Below are 20,889 nucleotides of genomic sequence, written 5' to 3' on the forward strand. Positions count from 1 at the left end.
CCGGGACTGCTGAACCCAGCAATCAAGTCACCCAGCATAGCCCTTGCACGAAACAAAGGCCAGCTACGACGAGGAAGATGATCGCACGAAACTAAACACTTAGCTTAGTCGGAACCGCTTCCCCGGTTACGTCAGTGAATTCGACGCGCCGGTCCAGGCCACCGGCCTGATCCATTAATTCTTTCCCAGTAGCCTTGTCAACCCTGGCCAAAGCCTGGATCATCTCATCCCGGTTTTCAGGAAAAACACGATTTGTTCTCCGCCCCCTTCCAGGTAACGATCTGTTCCCGCAAGCTCTTGGCTAGCAGCTGGACCTCGCCAGACCGCCAACGACTCACCGTCCTTGATCTCATATTCGACGAACCATCCGTTCTGATTCCAATCTGGCTTTACAGCGAATCGTTCTCGCCACTCATCCCGATTCCTGAGTGCCTTGAACTCCTCCTCGGTCATCCAAAATATTCCCGCTCCTTCGTTGGACGGATCGACGATACGATAGAGCTTCGCGGGCCCCTTGATTTTATCTGCCCTCATTCCGCCTTCCTTCCTAGAGAAGGTCTTGACAAGCCACTCCTGGAGCGGTGGATGCCCCGGATTTTCTTCCATCAGTGCCTTCATCTTTTTCTCTGACAGTTTCAGACGGGGATGCTTCATCCTGTTAGGGCGCTTCTTCGCCCATTTCGGCGGGTTGGCATTAATTAGTCTTGCCGCCCCGGATTCGGACATGGGCGCTATCCACCCGCGATTAGTCCGATAGACCTGCACACGCCATGCCTGATCGTCCAGGCGCTTGGCCAGAACCTTCAGCACGGCCCGCACCGGCTGCACGAACTGCTGGACGGCATTGCCCATACCCCGCCGGTTCGCATCGACCAGCTTCATGAAATCATCAATGTTTTCGCGAACGGTCGTGGGTACAATCGGCCGTATCTTGCGCAGCAAAGCCTTCAACTCGCCGATCTTTTCGTCCAACAGCTTTCCCAGCTTCGCCGGGCTCAATGTCTCCGACATGTCGCGTATCGTCTTCGCGAGGAACCGGTACATATCCGGAATCTTGCCGTCCGTCGCCCACTTCAGCACGCGGTTGTGCTGCAGGTAATCCGTGATTTTCGGAAGTGCCGCATCGCATGCGCGATTGGCCGCCGTCACCAACCTGCTCACATTCAGGATGTCGTCGGCATGCTTGATGACGGGCTTCAGATAGACCCACACGAGCCGCAAGGCACTTTTGACGACCGTCCCGGCTTCTGGGAAAAAACCCACGGCCGTGGTCGCAATGAAAAACAAGGTGACCTTGTTGTCTGGGTCGCGCCGGTATTGCCGGATGTTCGCGCACACGTCGCGCAAGTCGCACACGGTGTCGACGATCGGGAACAACGACACCACCATGTCCAATCCGATCTGCCCCGCCGACCGCTCCTGGTTGAAGTCGCCCTGAAGGGCACCCCAGATCCATTCGCCAATACCGATGTCGTCCGGTTTTTCCCGGCCGTGGACTTCATTCAACGCATCCAGGGTATCGTCGCTTGCCGCCATCATTTCCCTCCCTTTCTGCGGGACGTGGCGACGTTGTCCGGCGCGCCTTTGACAAGAGAATCGACCTTTGCAAGCAGATCTGCCCCGGTCGGCCGCGGCTCGTCTCTGGCAGAAAGCGCGTTGTGATACACGACCTTGGTGACGGCTTCCGGCAGCTTACGTTCTTCGGCCATGCCATTACCATCCAGGATGCCGCTCTTTTGCTTGCCGTCCGCGAAGTGCAACGTGTAAGGCACGCCTGCCATCGGGTGTCCCTGGAAGCCATCCAGATCGAGCTTCAGCCAACTGGTGTGCTCGGCCGCTGGAAAGAACGGCAACGCCGTCTCCTTGCGGGCAGGACCTTCCCATTTGTGGGCTCCCGCCTTGACCGTGAAGTCGCCTGCACAGCCCTGCTCGATCTTGCCGTCTGCGATCCTGATGTAGGCACCTCCACACGACAACGTGATGCTCGTCTTGGCCGCAATGACGATGTCGCCCTGGCTGGCGGTCATCGTCACGTCGCGGTCCGCGGCGATACCGATGCTATCCTGCTGTGCCTGGATCTCCACCTTGCCGGCGCGCGCGATGTACTTCATGCCGTCCCAGTGCGCAAACAGCGACATGCCTTTGCCTGCATGGATGTTCACGCGCTGTCCCGCAACCGCCTGGATGTGCTGTTGCGCGACGATGTTTTGCTGTCCGCCGCTGTAATTCACGCTGGAGTTCGGCGTCGCGCTCAGGAAGCCGCCCTCCGCATATGTCGCGATCAACGGCGCAGCACGGTGGGTGCTGTCCTCCGCCTGGGTATTGGTGCCCTGCTCGGCATTCCTCAGGTCTTCCTCCAGTTGCCGATGTGGCGCGAGATCGACCGGCAGCGCCTGATGCTGCTCGGCGAATTCACCCAGTTCCTTGAGAAGTGCCTGCGACCCTTCGAGCAGTGCCTGTAACGGCGCCCGTTCCAGTTGCTTGCCGGCCCCGCCGAGCATGGCCTGGGTCGTCAACAGCAATAGTCTGGCCGCGCGCACCACCACCGATTGATCGCTGCGCAATTCCGCGCCTTCGCCGCGCGGGCGCCCGTTCATACCGGTTCTCGGATGTGTCAACCAGCCCAGGTTCAGCTGACTATGCCCGTGTTCGCTGGCCAGTTGCGCGCTGATCTGCCCCGGCGTGTCGTCCAGTCGCAACTGGTTATAACGCGCGCCCTGGACTTCTTTGCTCTTGATGCCGGCCAGGAAGCGATTGCCGGGCAGCTCGCCTGTATGACTGAACGCCGGGGGATGCGCCCTGCCGCCGAATACCCGCCCCACGACGATCGGCTTGTCCGGGTCGCCGCCCAGGAAATCCACCAGCACTTCGTCCCCGACGCGGGGAAGACTGATGCTTCCCCAGCGGTCGCCCGCCCAATGGCTTGCGACACGCACCCAGGCGGAATCCCGGTCGGAGTTGCTTGCGCCGGCGCCGTGCGCATGATCCTGCTCGCGCGTACCGGGAAACCGGATCTTGATACGCCCGAGCTCGTCGCAATGAACTTCTTCGCCCGGCGGTCCAACGACGACAGCGGACTGCAACCGCACGTGCGGCAGGTCCGCTACGGGGTCGTACGCCGGCACGATCGGAATGCCGCGCCGTACGCAGGTGAACCGGTTGGTGAATTTGACGCCGCGTGCTTCACTCGCCCGTACCAGTGCTGCATGGTCCGATCCTGCATGCCACGCGCTATCGTCAACAAGGCGCCGTGCGCGTTCGTCAAGTATCTCGGGCAGGTTGTTTTCAGCGGCAAGCGCCAGTTCGGTGACCACGAACTCGCGTTCATCGTCGGGGTGGGTATCGATCTCCGGATGACCTTCCAGCCGAAACCATTCGCCGACACACAGATCGCGCACGCCGCTCTCGCCATGGAAGCACTTGGCTTCGTATTCATGACGCTCCATGCGCAGTTCGCCCAGCGTGCGATAATCGTTACCGTCGTCGCCCGCATGTGGAGAGTCGATCCGGTAATCGTCCAGGCTGGAGGCAAACCGGTTGCCCGCCTCGCCTTGCCGCATCGTGGTGGGCGCCTGGGCCGACATCATCCGACCCTGCATATAATCCCAGCTTGCACGCGTAACGCTGCCAGCCTTCATCGTACGGACCGCGTTCCAGTCGATGACGCCATCGCGCGCCTCCGTGCCCGCATCGCGATGAAAGCGTACCGTGCCGGAGGCACTGCGTGGGAGCGATCCTGGCTCGTCAAACAGGACGAGCGTATGCAAAGGGACGGCCGTCCCGCCGGCCACGCTGGCGGAGACGTGGCGCATGGACCACGCGAGGCCTCGCCGCTTCCACAACCGGCGCAGGAAAACGGCATCGTGTTCATTCTGCTGCATCGTGTACGCGCGCGCCGGATAACGCTGTGTCACGCCGGACGTATCGAGGTCGAAGGCAGCCGCGAGGATCGGGTTGGCGTGCTGCCATTCGCGCACGAGCTGTTCCGATATATCGACCTCGTTCAAGTCGCGGAAGATACGCGTGTTGACACGGTGTTCCATCAGCGCCAGCGCATCACGCACCACCAACTCGTAGGCTGCGAGCCCGCCGTCGCTCCGCCCGGCGGACGCCCTCGCTACGATCCCGCAGACCGATCGCAAGCCGCCCCGGTCCGTGACGAACTGCAGCTCGACGGGCAGCGCCATAAATTCTTTCAACTGCAAGCCCGCGTGGGTGGCGACGCATAGCAGGCGATACTCGAAGCCGCCGCACAACACTTCGCGGCCGTGGACATGCTTGACCAGCAGTACGTCGTCGAGCGCCGCGTCCCTGACCCATACCCGCAGGCGAATCGGACGGTTTCCTTGGGTGGGAATGGCGGCGAACCTGGGGAAATTCGGCAGCTTCATGGGAATGACCTTTCGCAAGAAAAGCATTTCCGCAAGAAATTGCCATACGACCTATTGAGGTGAGTTGACGTACCTCATTGCAATACCCTAAGCACTACGCGCCTACAAACGTTTTCAGATAATCCTGAGGAATGTCGACCCGGTACACACCGCCCGCCAGGATCGTCACGATCACGGCCGCCGTGATGACGCCGATGCCCGCTGCGAGCGCGGCGACAACCACGCGCCGTTCTCCGGCACGCCGCGCCAACGCGCACCCCAGGTGCACGAACAGCGCGGCCACCGCCAGGAAATAGTAGGGCACGAAGAACAGCACGAACGGCCACACGTGCAGGCCGGCCGCCGCGAAATGGAAATTCGTATCGAGCCCGCCCGCGCGCCCCGCCAGCACGGCCGCCACGTGGATCGCGAGGAACAGCGCGACGTACGCGCCGGATCCCGCCTGCAGCCACGCGAGCACGCCGCGCCGCCGCTGCCGCCCCGTCCACAGCATGCGCAGCCCGCTCGCCGCCTGCAGCACCACGCATGCAAGCAGTACGGCTTCCACGACCGGCTGCCGGTACACGCGGCGCGCGGCGTCCATGAAGCGGACATGGGCATCGACGCCGGCCAGCGCCGCCAGGTGATTCGCCACGTGCACCACCAAAAACACCGCGAGCACGGCGCCCGCGGCCCGGTGCAGGCGGCGCGGCGCGATCATCAGGTGCGCGCCGTGATGCGCAGCGTGAGCGGCGTCTCCGGCCTCAGCGTGATGTTGAAGACGGGCTTCGGCGGCGCCATCCCGGCCGGCGCCTCGACCATGTACCGCTGCAGGAACATCGCGGCCAGCAGCGTCATCTCCGCCAGCGCGAGATGCTGGCCCAGGCACACGCGCGGGCCCGTCCCGAACGGCATGAAGGCGCCGCGCGGGATAGCCGGCGCGCCGGGCGCGAAACGCTCGGGGCGGAACGCATCCGGTTCCGGGAACCAGCGGGCGTCGTGATGCATCAGGTGCAGCGGTATGCCGAACATCGTCCGGGCCGGCAGCTGCCAGCCGCCCAGCGTGATCGGCCGCACCGACCGGCGCGTGATGAGTATGGGCGCGGCGGGATAGAGGCGCAGGGTCTCCTGCAACGTGCGCCCCAGATAGTCCAGCGCGGGGAGGTCGGCGGCCGCGGGCAGCCTGCCCTGCAGGACGGCGTCGACCTCCGCGCGCGCGGCCGCCTGAACGGACGGATTCGCGGCCATGCACCATGACCACCACGTCAGGGCCGCGGCCGTCGTCTCGTGGCCAGCCAGGAACGTCGACATGCACTCGTCGCGCACGGCCTTCAGGGGCCACGTGACCGGGTCGCCGACGTGCAGCGCCAGCAGGCGGGTGAGCAGGTCCTGCGGCCAGTCGGCCTGCGGCAGCGCCATGCGCGCCTGCACGTGGCCGTCGATCAGCCGGTCGAGCGTGGCGAGCGCGCGGCGCTTCCTTGCCTTCCAGGGCATCCAGTCGGGCCAGCTCCTTGGCCAATACATCTCGGCATTACCGGCGACGGCCACGTCGTGCACGGCCCGTTCGGCGTCGCGGGCGTCCGCCACGATCCCGCTCGAGAACATCATCCGCACGATCACGTCCATGCCCAGCGACGTGAAGGCGCTCTCGATCGCCCAGGCGGCGTCGGACCGCGGCCACTGCGCGAACGCGGCGTCGGCGGCATGCGCCATCGCGGGCAGGAAGGCCTGCACGGCCCTGGGCGTGAAGGCCGGCTGCAACGCGTGCCGCTTCGTGCGCCATGCGGCGCCTTCGGTGGTGAGCGTACTGTGGCCATGCACTTGCGCGAACACCTCGATGGCGCGCTCCCAGCGCACCAGCGCGTCGTGATGGTCGACGAGCAGTTCACGCACCCGTTCGGGGTCGGTGACGACGATCTGGTGCTCGGGCCAGATCCGCAGGTGCACCATGCCGCCGTACTCGTCGCGCCAGGCGGACAATGCGCCGAGCAGGTCGCGCGACATCGCGCGCAGGAAGCGCCAACCCGTCAGGCCGGAGGGCGGTCCGGGAGGCCAGGTGCCGGGTGGATGGGATGCCGGCGCGCTGCTCGCGGCGCCGGCGTGGAAGGGGCAGGAGGGGGGCGTGGTCGTTTTCATGCCTGGCATTCTCGGCCCGGCGCGCGAACCCGGTATTGAACGAAAACGACATCGACGATCAGTTGTCACGCCGAACCGGCAGCTTCTATACTGTCGGGAATGACGTCAATCTTTCGACCCGTCGCGGCGCTGGTGGCAGCCGTCGCCTGCATCCACCCCGCCCACGCGGCGCCCGTGGACAAGGCACCCGTGCTCGACCTGCCGCACGCCAGCTGGACGGCCCGCGAGGGCGCGCCCTCCAACATCACCGGCATCGCGCAGACCCCGGACGGCTGGATCTGGATCGGCAGCACGTCCGGCCTGTACAAATTCGATGGCGTGCGCTTCCTGCGCGCGGCAGGCAGCGAGGCGCCGCTGTCGTCGAACGTGGCCGGCGTCGGCGTCCTGCCCGATGGCCGGATGTGGGTCGGCTACAAGTACGGCGGCGTGAGCCTGATGGCGGACGGCCGCATGCGCCACTACCCCGGCGGCAAGGCGGGCGGACCGGCCGGCTCGGTCTTTGCCGCCGCGCGCGACGCTGGCGGCCGCCTGTGGCTCGCCACCGGCCGCGGCCTGCTCGTCCTGGGCGCCGATGGCCGCTGGCAGCCATGCGATTCCGCGCTCGGGGTGCCCGACAGCGGGTTCGCGTCCCTGCTGGCGGACCGCGACGGCACGCTGTGGGCCGGCGGCACCGCCGGCGTGTTCGTGCTGCCGAAGGGAGGCGCCCGCTTCGAATTGCTCACACCCCTGTCGACGCTGTTGCCGCTGGTCGCCCACCCGGACGGCAGCATCTGGGCGACGGACGAGGCGCGCTCCACCCTGCGCATGCTGGCCGGCCCGGCGCGCGGAACGCCGTCCGCGTGGGATGTGCCGAACGGCGCGACCCTGTTCGCCTTCGACCGCGACGGCCATGCGTGGATGGCCGACGGCGCGGGCATCGTGCGCGGCGCAGCGGACGGCCGGCTCGGGCGCATGTGGGCCGAGCACGGGCTCTCCGGACGCAAGGTGCAGGCCGTGTTCGAGGACCGCGAACGCAACATCTGGGTCGGGACCGAGAGCGGCCTCGACCGCTTCCGCGCGCCGCGCGTGCGGGCCGAGGCGCTGTCGGGCGATGCCGCGTCGGACGCGCTGCCGCTCGCGGGCGGCGCGGGCGCCGGCGTATGGGCCGGCCATGCGTGGCTCGCCGCCCCCGGCGCGCCCGCACGCGACTACGGCCACGCGCCGCCCGGCGTGAACGACACGATCACCGCGTTGTACCGGGGCCCGGCGGGCGACGTCTGGGCCGCCGGCTTCGGCGGACTGTGGAGCGTGCGGCCAGACGGCTCGGGATGGCGCCGCCTGCATCCCGGCATCGATGGCCCGGCCACCACCTACGCGATGGCGCAGGACAGCGCCGGCACATTGTGGATGGCGCTGGGCCGGCGCGGCGTCGCGGCCTGGCGCGAGGGACGGTGGATCGCCGGGGGCGGCATCGCGGCACTGGAGACCTACGCGGCGGCTACCGTCGCGGCGGACCGGCGCGGGCGGGTCTGGTTCGGCTCCGTCGGCGACGACCTCGTCCTCCTCGACGGCGGCCAGATACGGCATTACGGCCGCGCGGACGGCCTCACGGTCGGCACCGTCGTCCAGATCCTGCCGGCCGGCGCCGGCGCCTGGATCGGCGGCGAGAATGGGCTCATGCATTTCGACGGCACCCGCTTCACGCCCGTCGCGGGCCGCAACGGCGAGCCGTTCGCCGGCATCACGGGGATGGTGTTCGCGCGCGACGGCACCCTGTGGCTCAACGGCGCCGGCGGCATTTCCAGCATCGCGCCGGCCGAACAGCAACAGGTGTTGCGCGAGCCCGGGTACGCCGTCTCCTACGGCCGGCTCGATTACCGCGACGGCCTGCGCGGCACGGCCGGGGCGATCATCCCGGTGCCGTCCGCGACCCGCAGCGACGACGGCACGCTGTGGTTCACCACGATCGGCGGCGTCTACGGCTTCGACCCGGCCGCGCTGCCGCGCAATACCCTGGTGCCGCCCGTCGTCATCACGGGACTGAAATCCGGCGCGGCCGCGTTCGCGGCACGCGCCGGCATGCGCCTGCCGGCGGGGACGGACACGCTGGACGTGGACTTCACCGCGCTCTCCTACCGCGAGCCCGGGCGCGTGGCCTTCCGCTACCGGCTCGACGGCGTCGACCACGACTGGCGCGACGGCGGCGAGCGGTCCGCCCACTACACCAATCTCGGGCCGGGCCGCTACCGGTTCCGCGTGCTCGCGTCGAACGACGACGGCGTGTGGAACACGGAGGGCGCCGCGCTCGCGTTCGACATCGCCCCGAGCCTGACGCAGACCACCTGGTTCCGCGTCCTGTGCGTCGTGGCGGCGGTGGTCGTCGCATGGCGCCTGCAGTTGTTCTGGATGCGCCGGACCGCACGCCGGCTCGCCGTCCGCATGGGCGAACGGACCGCCGAACGCGAGCGTATCGCGCGCGAACTGCACGACACGCTGCTGCAATCGATCCAGGGGCTGATGCTGCTGTTCTGGAGCACGGCCAGCCGGCTGACGGCGGACGCGCGCGCGCCGCTGGAAGCCGCCCTGGCGCGCGCCAATGGCGTCGTGGCCGAGGGCCGCGACCGCGTGGCCGGCCTGCGCACGTCCGCCGTGCCCGATGCCGACCTGGCGGGCGCGCTGCGCCGCTTCGCCGAACCGCTGGCCCGCGACGCCGGTATCGCCTTCCACCTGTATGCCGACGGCCGCGCGCGCAGGCTGCGCGAACCCGCCGCCGACGAAGCTTTCGCCATCGCCCGCGAAGCGCTGTGGAATGCGTTCACGCACGCGCGCGCACGTGCGGTCGACGTCACGCTGCAGTACGCGCCGTCGGCGCTGGTCGTCACGATCGCCGACAACGGCGTCGGCCTGCCGGACGATATCGACCTCGAACGCGGGCGCGACGGCCACTGGGGCATCCCCGGCCTGCGCGAGCGCGCCCGCACGCTGGGCGCGGCGCTGACGGTCCAGACGTCGCCCGGCGACGGCACGGCGTGGACGCTGCGCGTGCCGGCGCCGATCGCCTATGCCTGAACACCCGATCAAAGGAGCACTCACATGGATACCGCACCATTCGCCCACTGCGCCTGGCACAACGAACCGCCGGCGCACCGGATCGAAGACGGCACGCTGCATGTCGTCACCGGCGACCGCACGGATTTCTGGCGCATCACGGGCTATGGCTTCATCCGCGACAACGGCCACTTCTTCGGCGCGCCCGCCGCCGACGGATTCACGGCCCAGGTGCACGTACGCGCGGCGTTCGCCGAACTGTACGACCAGGCCGGCCTCATGGTCCGCATCGACGAGCAGCGCTGGATCAAGGTAGGTGTCGAGTTCTCGGACGGCCAGGCGCTGCTCAGCACCGTGCTGACGAACGGGACGTCCGACTGGGCCGTCGCGCCGGCGCCGGCGCTGCCCGACGGCTTCTGGCTGCGCGTGACCGTCGGCGCCGGCGTCATCCGCGTGCAGTACTCGGCGGACGGCACGACGTGGCCGATGCTGCGCCTGGCGCCCTTCCCGGCCGCGCCGCGCTATCTGGTGGGACCGATGTGCTGCACGCCGCAGCGCGCGGGGCTCGCCGTCGCGTTCAGCGACTTCACGCTGGGCCCCGCACTCGGCAAGGACCTGCACGACCTGAGCTGACTAGCCCGGAAACATCAGGCGCAGCAGATCGTCCGCCACGGCCTCGAGCTGGGCGACGTCGCGGTACACGCGCTCCAGCACCACCATGCCCCGCGTCGTCGTCGTGACGAGGCGCGCGGCCGCGGCGGGCGGCAATGCGAGCCGGCCGGCGGCATCGGGCTGCCCCAGGCGCTCCGCCAATGCCTGCTGCACATCGTCCAGCAGGCCGCGCAGCGCGGCCCGGATCGCATCGTCCATCGCCGTCTCGTCCGTCGCGGTCTTGGTCGTCAGGCAGCCGCGCGTCACCTCGTCGTCGTCGACGGCCGTCACCATGTCGATCGCCAGGCGCAGGTAGCGCCGCAGCGCTTCCTCGGCCGTGGGCGCGGCCAGCGCTTCGCGCAGGCTGTCCAGGTAGCGCGTGCGGTAACGCCCGAACACGCGCAGGAACAGCGCCTGCTTGTCGCCGTAAGCGTGGTACAGCGAACCGCGCAGGACACCGGTCGCCTGGGCGACGTCCTGCATGGACGTGGCGCCGAACCCGCGCCGCCAGAACAGCAGCAGCGCGCGGTCGAGCACCTCGTCTTCATCGAATTGTTTTGTGCCTGCCATGCCTCGATTATCGGCATCCTTGACAGCCCTGTCAAGTTTGACTAACCTGTCAAACATGAACCCACAACAAGGATCCAGCATGGACACCACCCTCGACCGCGCCGCCGCCACGCGCGCCATTCTCGCCGGCCTGTGCGCCAGCCTGGTCGGCATCGGCCTCGCACGCTTCGCCTACACGCCTTTGATTCCGCCGCTGATCGAGGCGCACTGGTTCGCCGCGCAGGACGTCATGTTCCTCGGCGCGGCCAACCTCGTCGGCTACCTGGCGGGCGCGCTCGCGGGCCGGCCGCTCGCCGCGCGCCTGGGCAGCCGGCGCACCCTGCAACTGATGATGGCCCTCGCCTCGCTCGCGTTCTTCGCCTGCGCCCTGCCCCTGTCCGTCGCCTGGTTCTTCGGGTGGCGCTTCCTGTCGGGCCTGTCCGGCGGCATCATCATGGTATTGGCCGCGCTGAGCATCCTGCCGCAGGTGCCGCCGGAGCGGCGCGGCGTCGCCAGCGGCGCGATCTTCCTGGGGCTCGGGCTCGGCATCGCGGCCTCGGGCACCGTCGTGCCGCTGCTGCTGAACGAAGGCCTCGCCGCCACCTGGGCCGGGCTGGGCGCGCTGTCGCTGCTGCTCACCCTCGTCAGCTGGCGCTGGTGGCCGCAAGCGGCGGCCGCCGCGCCCGCGGCCAGCGCCGGCCGCGCGCCCGCGCACGCCGGCTTCGCGCTGAAACTGATCTATGCGCAGTACGCGCTGAAGGCCGTCGGCCTCGTGCCCATGATGGTGTTCCTCGTCGATTACATCGCCCGCGGCCTGCACCTGGGCAGCCATACGGCGGCGCTGTTCTGGGTCGTCTACGGCCTCGGCGCGACGGCCGGGCCGATGCTGTACGGCGTGCTGGGCGACCGCTTCGGCATCGGCACCGCGACGCGCATCGCGCTGGTCCTGCAGATCCTCGCCGCGGGCGTGCTGGTCCTCGCGCACGGCCTCGCCGGCCTGCTGGCGGCCACGTTCGTCATCGGCACCTACCCGCCCGGCATCGTCCCGCTGACCCTCGGCCGCATCCGCCACACCTTGCCGCAGGACGTGCCCGCGCAGGGTGCCGCCTGGAGCCGCGCGACGACGATCTTCGCCCTGTTCCAGGCGCTCGCGGGCTACGCGTATTCCTGGATCTTCGCGGCGACCGGGGGCGACCACCGGGTGCTGATGGAGATCGGCGCCGCGGCCCTCGCCGTCGCGCTGGTGTCGGACCTGCTGCTGGCGCGCGCGGCGTGGGCGCCGCTCGCCGGCGCGGCGGATCAGGCGGCGCGCCTGTCCACATCCGCGCCGGCCCGCAACGACCGCGGCGGCACGCAGGCCGGCCGCGCCAGGTAATAGCCCTGCACGTGGTCGATGCCGAGCTCGCGCACCTTCGCGAGTTCGGCTGCCGTCTCGATGCCCTCCGCGATCACCTGCGTGCCGCAGGCCCGCGCGATGTCCCGGATCGCGGCCAGGAACGCCTGCCGCACGGGGTCGCGGTCGATGCCGCGCACGAACACCATGTCGATCTTGACCCAGGCCGGCCGCAATTCGAGCCACAGGCGCAGCGACGCGAAGCCGGCGCCCAGGTCGTCGATGGCGAGCGTGAAGCCGTGCCGGCCGAGCCGGCGCGCGACCCGGCGCAGGCGCGCAAAGTCGCCCACGGCCTGTTCCTCGGTGAGCTCGATGGCGACCCGGCTGCCGTCGATGCCGAGGCCGGCCAGCTCGCCGATGAGCGCGCGCGGCGCCAGCAGCGTCGCCGCGCTGGTGTTCGCGAACAGCCGGCCGGGCAACGCCAGCGCGGCGAAGCGCGACCAGACCGTGCGCAGGCAGGCCCGTTCCAGCTCCGCCTGCCGGCCGGCGGCGCGCGCCGCGGCGAACAGCGCCGCCGGCATCTCCAGCGGCGATCCGGCCGGGCCGCGGATCAGGCCTTCGTACCCGACGATGTCGAGATCGCGGCTGGCGGCGATCGGCTGGAACACGGCCGCAAGCCGTCCTCCGCGCAGGACGTCGTCAAGGGAGTCGTTGGTCATGGCGTGCCCGTGGAGTGAAAGAATGCGTAGCCGGCCCCGCCGGCCTGCTTGGCGCGGTACATCGCGGTGTCGGCGTGGCGGAGCAGCGTGCGCGCGTCCATGCCGTCGTCCGGGAAGACGCTGACGCCGATGCTGCACGCGGCGGCGGCCGGCGCGCGCACGACGCGGTCGAGGATCGCGGCGATGTCGGCGCGCGCGGCGACGTCGGACAGCACGATGACGAATTCGTCGCCGCCGATGCGTGCGACCATGTCCTCGCCCCGCACCTGGCCCCTGAGCTGGCGCGCCAGGTCGACCAGGGCCAGGTCGCCCGCCTCGTGGCCCTGCGCGTCGTTGATCTGTTTGAGCTTGTCCATGTCGACGAACGCCACGCCCACGCGCAGGCCGGCGGCGCGCGCGGCGCGCAGGGCGCCGTCCAGGTGTTGCTGGAGGCCGGCGCGGTTGGGCAGGCCCGTCATGGCGTCGTGCGTGGCCAGGTGGCGGATGCGGCGCTCCGACCGCTTGCGCTCCGTGATGTCTTCCACCATCGCGATAAAGTACTGGGGCGTGCCGTCGGCGCCGCGCGCAAGCGAGCTGTTGACGCTCACCCAGACCGGCGTCCCGTCCTTCCTGACGTAGCGCTTTTCGCGCGTCGTGTACGGGATGTCGCCATCGAGCAGGCGCCGGTACGCGAGCGCGTCGTTGTCGGTGTCGTCGGGGTGGGTGGTCTGCCGCACCGTCAGCGCGAGGAGTTCGGCTTCCGGATAGCCGACGATGGCGGCGAGCCGCGCGTTCACGCGGCTCCAGCGGCCGTCCAGCGTGACGTGGGCGAGGCCGATGGCGGCCTGGCTGAACGTGATGCCGCAGCGGGTGCTCGCGGCCCCCAGTTCGCTGGCCGTGCGCACCCACGCGCTCGCGTCGCGCAGCGCCACGACGAGCAGGTCGCGCCCGGCCACGCGCGCGCGGGTGGCGCGCAGCGCGACCGGCACCGCGCCGCCATCGGCCCGTATGAAGCGATACGCGCCGTCCTCCGGCGGCGCCAGCAGCAGCGCGGCGGGTGTCGGCGTGCTGCCGTCCTCGGTGCGCAGGCGCCGGCAGATGGCGTCGAAGCCGATGCCGGGCAGCGCGGCGCCGTCGAGCTCCAGCAGCACGAGCGCGGGCGCGTTGATCTGGCGGACCCGCCACGTCCGGGTGTCGACCACCACCACGCCCTCGGCGCTGCCGTCCAGGGCGGCGCGGGCGAGCGCGAGCTCGTCTTCCAGTCGGGCAAGCCGCTCCGCCCCATCGGGTGCCATGGCTGTGCTTGAAAAAATTGCTACGGATGATGTCGACATGGTATGTTCATTGAGCTGAATCAAAAAAGGCCATGGTGACGATTATTGGGCACTTTGCCGACATAAAACAGATTCAGTTGCAGCGCGTTTTTCCATATCAGATGCAGACCGAAGGGATCCAATGAAGCGTTACGAGCTCCTGGCGGAAGAGATCGCCACGTCGATCAGGAGCGGCATGCTGGACGTCGGCGACCGCCTGCCGTCGGTGCGCCAGATCAGTACGAGCCGGGGCGTGTCGGTGTCGACCGTGTTCGAAGCCTATTATTTGCTGGAGGCGCGGGGCCTGATCCGGGCGCGCGAGCGGTCGGGCTATTACGTCACCGCGGGTAACACGAGGCTGCCGCCCGAGCCGGTCATCCACAGCAATTGCAGCACCGGCGCCCACCCGGTGCGCGTCAATGACCTCGTATTTTCGATCCTGGAATCGGCCAGGTCGCGCGACGTCGTGCCGCTGGCCTCGGCCTTTCCCAGCCCGCTGCTGTTCCCGCTGCCGCGCCTGGCCCGCTCGCTGGCGCGGGGCGCGGAAACGATGGACCCGTGGTCCACGGTGGACGCCATCACACCCGGCAGCGCCACGCTGCGCCGCCAGATCGCGACGCGCTACCTGGCCGACGGCGCGCTCGTCCAGCCGGACGACGTCGTCATCACGAACGGCGCGCTGGAAGCGCTCAACCTCTGCCTGCAGGCGGTGACGCAGCCGGGCGACGCCGTGATCGTCGAATCGCCGACGTTCTACGGCGCGCTGCAGGCGCTGGAAAACCTGGGATTGCGGGCGATCGAGGTGCCGTCCTGCCCGCGCGACGGCATCTGTCTGGACCGTCTCGCCCAGGCCCTCGCCGCCGACAAGCCGGCCGCCTGCTGGCTCATGACGAACTTCCAGAATCCGCTCGGCAGCCTGATGCCCGACGCGAACAAGCGCGCCCTCGTCGACCTGCTGGCCGCGCACGGCGTGCCGCTGATCGAGGACGACGTGTACGGCGAGTTGTATTACGGGCCGCGCCGCCCGCTCCCCGCCAAGGCGTTCGACCAGGAAGGGCTCGTGCTGCACTGCTCGTCGTTCTCGAAATGCCTCGCGCCCGGCTACCGCCTGGGCTGGGCGCTGCCGGGCCGGTTCCGCGAACAGGTGGCGCGCCTGAAGCTCACGCGCACGCTGGCCGTCGCGGCGCCCGTGCAGGAAGGCCTGTCCGACTACCTGGCGCGCGGCGGCTACGATCGTCACCTGCGCCAGCTGCGCCACACGCTGGCGCTGCAGCAGACGGCGATGTCCGCCGCCGTGCTGCGCCATTTCCCGGCCGGGACCCGGGCCAGCCGGCCGGAAGGCGGCTACTTCCTGTGGGTCGAATTCCCGGCCGGCGTCGACGCGCTGTCGCTGCAGCGCGAAGCCTGCCTGCGCAATATCGGCGTGGCGCCCGGTCCGATGTTTTCCGCGCGGGGCGAGTTCCGCAACTGCATCCGCCTGAACTTCGGCCACCACTGGGATGCGAAGATCGAAGGGGCGATCGCCACGCTCGGCGCGCTCGCCGCGGCGCAACTGGATAGTCCGCGGCCGGCGCCCGCGATCGAGGAGCCGGGCCTGTCGGCGCTGGGTGCATGACGGCGGCCTGCCCCGATCCGCTGACGCGCGCGCCGCGGGCCGCGCCCGACGGCCCGCCGACCGACTGGCTCCGTCTGCCGCCGGCGTCGCTGCAGGGAGCGCTCGTCGCCGTCGTCGGGCGCGACGTCCGCAACGTGACCCTGGACGACGCCCAGCGCCTGTCGCACTTCCCGTCGTCGCAGCTCGTGTCGCTGTCGTGGTACCGCGACATCGACGCGGGCCAGGTCTGCATGGAGGGCGGCGTGCCGGTGTGGCGGCCGTTCGGCACGGCGTGCGTGGTCGCCGGCACCCAGGCGCATCCCACCACGTCGTGGGCGCCGACGACGGGCCACGGCTGCATGGCCCTGTTCCAGGCGGATGCCGCGCAGGCGCTGTTCGGCCTGGACCTCGCGCGCGTGCAGGACCGCTTCGTGCCCGCCGCCGACGTCATGGGCCGCGAGTGGACGCCGCTGTGGGACGCGTTGCTGGCGAGCCGCGACGAAGACATGGTCGGCGTGTTCGAACACCATCTCGCGCGGCGCTGGCAGGCGCTGTCCGGCCGCGCCACGGACCAGCCGTCGCTGCGCCAGCTCGGCCGCAACTGGGTCGAGCGCCTCGCGTGGCAGGCGCACGAATGGCGGCGCGAGCACAGTCCGCGCCACGTGGAGCGCCGCATCAAGTCGTTCAGCGGCCGCTCGCTGCGCGAATGGCAGTCCATCGTGCGCACGGAAGGCCTGTTCTTCGCGGCGCGCGACCGCCACGACGCCGGCCAGCCGTTCGACTGGGCCACCATGGCGCTGGACGAAGGCTTTGCCGACCAGGCCCACATGACGCGCGCCGTGCGCCGCATCACCGGCTTCACCCCGACGGAGTTCGCGCGCCGCTTCGCCGAGGACGAATCGTTCTGGATGTACCGGCTGTGGGTGTGACCCGTCGGCCGACGCTCAGTTGAATGTGTAACGTACGCCGACGCGTACCATGCGCGGCGCGCCGGGCGCGTAGAACGTCGAGTGTGCGCGGTCTTCCTTGACGAAGCCGCCGTCCGCATCGAACCCGGTCGTCCCGAGCTGCGCCGCCGTCGCATAGCGCCGGTCGAACAGGTTGTCCACCTGGGCGAACACGCGCAGGCGCGGCGTCGCCTGGAACGCCGTGCCGAAGTCGAACACGGCGTGGCCAGTCGTGGCGCCGCGGCCCAGCCAGTCCGTGCCGTCCGGGCGGTGCAAGCCGTTCTCGTTGCCGCGCGCCGTCGAGCCGGAGACCGCCAGCACGCCCAGTTCCGCCGACCACGCAGGCGTGACCTGCCATTCCGCGCGCGCCTTGAACACGTGGCGCGGCATCAGGGGGATGCGGTCGCCGGGACGGATCGCGATATTGCCGTCGGCATCCGCGCTGCTGTTGCCCGCGCCGCCCACGGTCTCGCCGCTTGCGAACGTCGCATGCAGGTACGTGTAATACGCGGAGACGGTCACCGGTCCGGCGCGGCCGTCGACGCCCAGCTCGACGCCCTGGCGCCGGGTGCGGCCGAAATTGCGGAAGTAGCCGAAGCCCGCCGCGTCGTCCGCGACGAACAGGATGTCGTCGTCGTTCGTCGCGCGGAACACGCTGGCGTTCCAGTGCATGCGGCCGATGGTGCCGCGCACGCCCGCTTCCCACGTGCGCGTGACGACCTGCTTCAGCGGCGGATCGCCCGCCATCGCGTTCGGCAGCTTGCAGGGATTCGCCGGATCGGCGCAGCCCAGTTCCACCGCCGTCGGCGTGCGGCTGCCTTCGTCGTAGCCGGCATAGACATTGAATGTGCGCGACGGCGCCCAGGTGATGCCGAGCGCCGGATTGAAGCGGCCGAAATGGTGGTCGCCGTCGAGCGAGCCGCTGCCGCCGCCCGGATGGATCCGGTCGCGGTTATGCACCGCCGTCCGGTTGTAGCGCCCGGACAGCGTCACGTGCAGGTCGTCGAGCAGGTCGATGGTATCCGTCGCGAAGACGCTCCACGTGCGCGTGCGGCCGACGAGGTCGATGGCCATGTCGTCGTCGAACGTATTCACCGGCGTGACGCTGCGGTCCGCATGCAAGTCGCCATATTGCGCATCCTGGCGGAAGTCCGCGCGGCTCGCGTCGTACGCCGCGCCGACCGTCAGCCGGCCGGAGAACTCGGCCTGTCCGCTCAGCCCATGGTTCGACTGCGTGCTCGCGGTGCGGTTGACGATGGCGTCGAACAGCCCGTCGTCGTCGTTCAAGTCGCCATTGAACGTGGTCGTGCGGATGTGGCGGTAATACGCGTTCCCGGACAACAGCACATCGTCCGCCACCTTGCGGCTGCCCGTCAGGTTGAGCAGCACGGCGCGGTTGCGCGTCACGTCCGGCTTCGTGTAGACGCTCGCGTAGTCCCGGTCGAGCAGCCGCTGCTCCTGCAGCCCGTTGCCGGCCAGGCGGCTGCCGGACAGCGCGATGCTCGCCGCCACGTCCGTAACGCCGTCGTGCCAGCCCGCCTTGCCGAACATCTGGCCGAGGCGCGTGGGCGAGTCGTCGCGCCAGCCGCCGTCGCGGAACGCCGTGCCGGTGACGTACCAGTGCAGGCCGCGGTCGTCGTGGCCGCCGTGCTCGAACACGATCTCGCCGCGGCCGTAACTGCCGGCCTGGGCCTGCACGGCGCTGCCCGCATCGTGCAGGCCATCCTTCGTGCGGACGGCCAGCGCCCCGCCCAGCGTATTCAGGCCGAACAGCGGATTCGAGCCCGGCATGAGGCTCAGCGTGGAGATGGCCGCGCGCGGAATCAGGTCCCAGCTGACGACGTCGCCGAACGGCTGGTTCATGCGCACGCCGTCCACGTAGACGGACAATCCCTGCGGCGTGCCCAGCAACGGCGACACCGTGAAGCCGCGGTAGCTGACGTCCGGCTGGAATGGATTGCCCTGGATCTCGTTGACGAACACGCTGCCCAGGCGGCGGTTCAGCGCGGCCGGCAAGGTCGCGGCGGACGGGTCGTTCATGTCGTCGCCATCCAGCGCCTGGACGTTCGCGGGGATCCGCTCGCGCGCGACGCCCAGGCCCTGCAGCGGCGTCGTGCCGACGATTTCCACGATGGCGGGCGCCGGCTCGGCCGCGGCGATGCCGTGACAGAGTGCCGCGACGGCGGCGGCGAGTGCGGTGCGGGTCATATCGATGTCTCCTTGTGTTTTCTTTTGCACGAACTATTCCAGCGCCGCCGCGGCGGCGACAGGGAAAAATTCCCGACTGGTATGGAAGTTGCGTACACGAGGGCAAACAACACACACGAGGGGAACATGGACCTGCGCCGCCGCCTTCTCGGCTCGCTCTGCCTGCTGTTGGGCAGCCTGCTGGCCATGACCACGCTGATACAACTGTATTCGCTCCGGAGCGACATCCGTGCCGAGGTGGACGCGTCCACGCGCCTCGTGAACGTGCTCGCGGCGGCCGGCAGCGCCCCCGCCGACGACGCGGGCGCCGTACGCGCGCTGCTCGCCGGCGCCGGCCTGCGCCACCTGAGCATCCGCACGGCGGACGAACCGCCGCCGCAGCGCGCCGCGCACCCGCTTCCGGCCTGGCTGGGGTTCGCCCCGCCGGACCGCGGCGAGCGGGCGATACGCATCGGCGGGCAACTGCTCTACATCGCGCCGAATCCCGAGTCGGAAATCGGCGAGCGCCTGCACGACACTGTGCAAATCTGGATCACCCTGTTGTTCTTTTCCGGTACAACCCTGGCCGTCACGTGGTGGTGCGCCGACCGCGCGCTGTCGCCCGTGCGCGCGCTGGAGGCGGGCCTGCACCGCCTGGCGCGGGGCGAACCCGATCCCGCCCTGCCCGCGTTCGCGCTGCGCGAATTCCGCCGCGTGGCCGACGCCATCACCCACCTCGCGCGCACGCTGGCCGACGCGCGCGGCGCGCAGCACGCGCTGGCGCGCCAGCTGATCACGGTGCAGGAAGACGAACGGCGCGTGCTGGCGCGCGAGCTGCACGACGAGATGGGCCAGACGCTGACGGCACTGAACGTCACCGCGACCCATCTCGCGCGCCATGCGAACATGCTGACGCGCGACGCGGTGGCCGAATGCGCGACCGACCTGCGGCGCGAGATCCGCACGTGCGGCGAGCAGTTGCGCGCGATGCTCAAAACGTTGCGCCCGCACGGCCTGCACGCGGCCGGCCTGGCGCAGACCCTGCGCGAACTGGTCCTGGGCTGGCGCGCGCGCCACACGGACATCGATTTCGAGCTCGACCTGCCCACGCAGCTGCCGGACGTGGGCGAGCTGTTGTCGCTGACGGTCTACCGCGTCGTACAGGAAGCCGTGACGAACGTGGTCCGCCACAGCGGTGCGTCGCTGTGCGTCGTGCGGCTCGCGGTGCGCACCGGCGGCCTCGTGCTGGAAGTGCGCGACGACGGCCGCGGCCTCCCCGCGGAGGGCGCGACGTGGCACGGCGGCCTGCTCGGCATCACGGAACGTATCGCCATGGCGGGCGGCCAGCTGCGCCTCGTGGCCGGCCCGGCGGGCGGCCTGCGCCTGCTGGCGACGCTGCCGCTGCCGGTGCCGGAGGCCACGGAGGTGCCGGCATGATCCGCATCGTCCTCGTCGACGACCACGCCGTCGTCCGCAGCGGCTACCGCCGGCTCTTGTGCGCCGAACCCGATTTCGACGTCGTCGGCGAGGCGGCGAGCGCGCCGGAAGCGAACGCGCTCGTCCAGCAGGTCCGGCCGGACGTCGCCATCGTCGACCTGAGCCTGAAAGGCAGCAGCGGCCTGGAAGCCATCGCCGGCATGCGCGCCCGCCAGCCCGGCCTGCGGGTGCTGGTGCTGTCGATGCACGACAGCGCCGGCCATGTCGCCCAGGCGCTGAAGGCGGGCGCGCACGGCTACCTCACCAAGCGCAGCGAGCCGGAAGAACTCATCACGGGCATCCGCGCCGTGATGAACGGGACGCGCATTCTGTCGTCCGACGTGGCGGCCGCAGTGGCGCCGGCGCCCCTGGACGGCCTGACGCCGCGCGAATTCGACATGCTGCGCCTGCTCGTGCACGGCGAATCCGTGCAGGCCATCGCGGCCCAGCTCACGGTCAGCCCGAAGACGGTGTTGAACACCCTCACGTCCGTGCGCCAGAAGCTGGGGGCGGACAACGATTTCCGGTTGATGCACCTGGCGGCGCGGCTGGGGATCGTGGAGTTCGGGGGGGCGGTGCCGGCGTGATGGTTCCAACGTCCTTCCCGC

At 69.6% G+C, this 20,889-nt stretch carries 15 protein-coding genes; 7 read left to right on the forward strand and 8 right to left on the reverse strand.

All coding sequences use genetic code 11. The features are described 5' to 3' along the window. Positions 1-219: 219 nt before the first annotated feature. The 4 genes from ASD28_RS04785 to ASD28_RS04800 form a co-directional block, all read right to left on the reverse strand. Positions 220-1,539, reverse strand: coding sequence for a hypothetical protein (locus tag ASD28_RS04785; protein ID WP_056124795.1), 1,320 nt, complete (start codon positions 1,537-1,539; stop codon positions 220-222). Then, on the reverse strand, positions 1,536-4,391 hold the full coding sequence (locus ASD28_RS04790; protein WP_082577478.1) for a type VI secretion system Vgr family protein: 2,856 nt from the start codon (positions 4,389-4,391) through the stop codon (positions 1,536-1,538). Before ASD28_RS04790 ends, ASD28_RS04785 begins: the two co-directional genes overlap by 4 nt. Before the next feature lie 94 nt (positions 4,392-4,485). Next, positions 4,486-5,091: a hypothetical protein gene (locus tag ASD28_RS04795; RefSeq protein ID WP_056124800.1), complete on the reverse strand. Its 606-nt coding sequence runs from the start codon at positions 5,089-5,091 to the stop codon at positions 4,486-4,488. Continuing rightward, a complete protein-coding gene (locus ASD28_RS04800) occupies positions 5,091-6,506 on the reverse strand; it encodes a cytochrome P450 (RefSeq protein ID WP_056124805.1) in 1,416 nt (471 codons plus the stop codon). Before ASD28_RS04800 ends, ASD28_RS04795 begins: the two co-directional genes overlap by 1 nt. A gap of 99 nt (positions 6,507-6,605) precedes the next feature. Between ASD28_RS04800 and ASD28_RS04805 the strand changes: the two genes are divergently transcribed. Continuing rightward, positions 6,606-9,554 (forward strand): sensor histidine kinase, encoded by a 2,949-nt coding sequence (locus ASD28_RS04805; RefSeq protein WP_156403896.1) that lies wholly within the window; start codon positions 6,606-6,608, stop codon positions 9,552-9,554. 24 nt (positions 9,555-9,578) lie between these two features. Further along, positions 9,579-10,166 carry a DUF1349 domain-containing protein gene (locus tag ASD28_RS04810; protein WP_056124809.1) on the forward strand — a complete coding sequence of 196 codons (588 nt, stop codon included), beginning with the start codon at positions 9,579-9,581 and terminating at the stop codon, positions 10,164-10,166. Here ASD28_RS04810 and ASD28_RS04815 read toward each other — a convergent pair whose 3' ends face one another. Beyond that, on the reverse strand, positions 10,167-10,754 hold the full coding sequence (locus tag ASD28_RS04815) for a TetR/AcrR family transcriptional regulator (protein ID WP_056124812.1): 588 nt from the start codon (positions 10,752-10,754) through the stop codon (positions 10,167-10,169). A 79-nt stretch (positions 10,755-10,833) separates the two neighbouring features. On the opposite strand from ASD28_RS04815, the gene ASD28_RS04820 reads away from it, so the two are divergent. Next, a complete protein-coding gene (locus ASD28_RS04820; RefSeq protein WP_082577476.1) occupies positions 10,834-12,108 on the forward strand; it encodes a YbfB/YjiJ family MFS transporter in 1,275 nt (424 codons plus the stop codon). Here ASD28_RS04820 and ASD28_RS04825 read toward each other — a convergent pair. Together ASD28_RS04825 and ASD28_RS04830 are read right to left on the reverse strand one after the other, a co-directional pair. Continuing rightward, a complete protein-coding gene (locus ASD28_RS04825) occupies positions 12,033-12,785 on the reverse strand; it encodes an EAL domain-containing protein (RefSeq protein WP_056124814.1) in 753 nt (250 codons plus the stop codon). The genes ASD28_RS04820 and ASD28_RS04825 overlap by 76 nt on opposite strands. Beyond that, positions 12,782-14,059 carry a diguanylate cyclase domain-containing protein gene (locus tag ASD28_RS04830; RefSeq protein ID WP_056124816.1) on the reverse strand — a complete coding sequence of 426 codons (1,278 nt, stop codon included), beginning with the start codon at positions 14,057-14,059 and terminating at the stop codon, positions 12,782-12,784. Before ASD28_RS04830 ends, ASD28_RS04825 begins: the two co-directional genes overlap by 4 nt. Positions 14,060-14,219: 160 nt before the next feature. Here ASD28_RS04830 and ASD28_RS04835 point away from each other — a divergent pair, with 160 nt between their 5' ends. Together ASD28_RS04835 and ASD28_RS04840 are read left to right on the forward strand one after the other, a co-directional pair. Further along, on the forward strand, positions 14,220-15,692 hold the full coding sequence (locus ASD28_RS04835; RefSeq protein WP_056124820.1) for a PLP-dependent aminotransferase family protein: 1,473 nt from the start codon (positions 14,220-14,222) through the stop codon (positions 15,690-15,692). Next, positions 15,689-16,600 carry a helix-turn-helix domain-containing protein gene (locus ASD28_RS04840; protein ID WP_056124823.1) on the forward strand — a complete coding sequence of 304 codons (912 nt, stop codon included), beginning with the start codon at positions 15,689-15,691 and terminating at the stop codon, positions 16,598-16,600. Before ASD28_RS04835 ends, ASD28_RS04840 begins: the two co-directional genes overlap by 4 nt. 15 nt (positions 16,601-16,615) lie before the next feature. Here ASD28_RS04840 and ASD28_RS04845 read toward each other — a convergent pair whose 3' ends face one another. Further along, positions 16,616-18,826, reverse strand: a complete 2,211-nt coding sequence (locus ASD28_RS04845) for a TonB-dependent receptor (RefSeq protein ID WP_056124826.1) — start codon at positions 18,824-18,826, stop codon at positions 16,616-16,618. Between the two features lie 126 nt (positions 18,827-18,952). Here ASD28_RS04845 and ASD28_RS04850 point away from each other — a divergent pair, with 126 nt between their 5' ends. After that, complete coding sequence (locus tag ASD28_RS04850; protein ID WP_056124829.1) at positions 18,953-20,242, forward strand: sensor histidine kinase; 1,290 nt, start codon at positions 18,953-18,955, stop codon at positions 20,240-20,242. Then, on the forward strand, positions 20,239-20,868 hold the full coding sequence (locus ASD28_RS04855) for a response regulator transcription factor (protein ID WP_056124831.1): 630 nt from the start codon (positions 20,239-20,241) through the stop codon (positions 20,866-20,868). Before ASD28_RS04850 ends, ASD28_RS04855 begins: the two co-directional genes overlap by 4 nt. Positions 20,869-20,889: the final 21 nt, after the last annotated feature.

The organism is Massilia sp. Root133, assembly GCF_001426525.1.
GTDB lineage: Bacteria > Pseudomonadota > Gammaproteobacteria > Burkholderiales > Burkholderiaceae_D > Telluria > Telluria orientalis.

Bases quoted from the DNA above. Each gene is read 5' to 3' on its own strand.
- ASD28_RS04830 (WP_056124816.1), bottom strand. From the start codon at position 14,059: ATGGCACCCGATGGGGCGGAGCGGCTTGCCCGACTGGAAGACGAGCTC.
- ASD28_RS04800 (WP_056124805.1), bottom strand. From the start codon at position 6,506: ATGAAAACGACCACGCCCCCCTCCTGCCCCTTCCACGCCGGCGCCGCG.
- ASD28_RS04810 (WP_056124809.1), top strand. From the start codon at position 9,579: ATGGATACCGCACCATTCGCCCACTGCGCCTGGCACAACGAACCGCCG.
- ASD28_RS04785 (WP_056124795.1), bottom strand. From the start codon at position 1,539: ATGATGGCGGCAAGCGACGATACCCTGGATGCGTTGAATGAAGTCCAC.
- ASD28_RS04845 (WP_056124826.1), bottom strand. From the start codon at position 18,826: ATGACCCGCACCGCACTCGCCGCCGCCGTCGCGGCACTCTGTCACGGC.
- ASD28_RS04855 (WP_056124831.1), top strand. From the start codon at position 20,239: ATGATCCGCATCGTCCTCGTCGACGACCACGCCGTCGTCCGCAGCGGC.
- ASD28_RS04825 (WP_056124814.1), bottom strand. From the start codon at position 12,785: ATGACCAACGACTCCCTTGACGACGTCCTGCGCGGAGGACGGCTTGCG.
- ASD28_RS04805 (WP_156403896.1), top strand. From the start codon at position 6,606: ATGACGTCAATCTTTCGACCCGTCGCGGCGCTGGTGGCAGCCGTCGCC.
- ASD28_RS04815 (WP_056124812.1), bottom strand. From the start codon at position 10,754: ATGGCAGGCACAAAACAATTCGATGAAGACGAGGTGCTCGACCGCGCG.
- ASD28_RS04795 (WP_056124800.1), bottom strand. From the start codon at position 5,091: ATGATCGCGCCGCGCCGCCTGCACCGGGCCGCGGGCGCCGTGCTCGCG.
- ASD28_RS04835 (WP_056124820.1), top strand. From the start codon at position 14,220: ATGAAGCGTTACGAGCTCCTGGCGGAAGAGATCGCCACGTCGATCAGG.
- ASD28_RS04790 (WP_082577478.1), bottom strand. From the start codon at position 4,391: ATGAAGCTGCCGAATTTCCCCAGGTTCGCCGCCATTCCCACCCAAGGA.
- ASD28_RS04840 (WP_056124823.1), top strand. From the start codon at position 15,689: ATGACGGCGGCCTGCCCCGATCCGCTGACGCGCGCGCCGCGGGCCGCG.
- ASD28_RS04820 (WP_082577476.1), top strand. From the start codon at position 10,834: ATGGACACCACCCTCGACCGCGCCGCCGCCACGCGCGCCATTCTCGCC.
- ASD28_RS04850 (WP_056124829.1), top strand. From the start codon at position 18,953: ATGGACCTGCGCCGCCGCCTTCTCGGCTCGCTCTGCCTGCTGTTGGGC.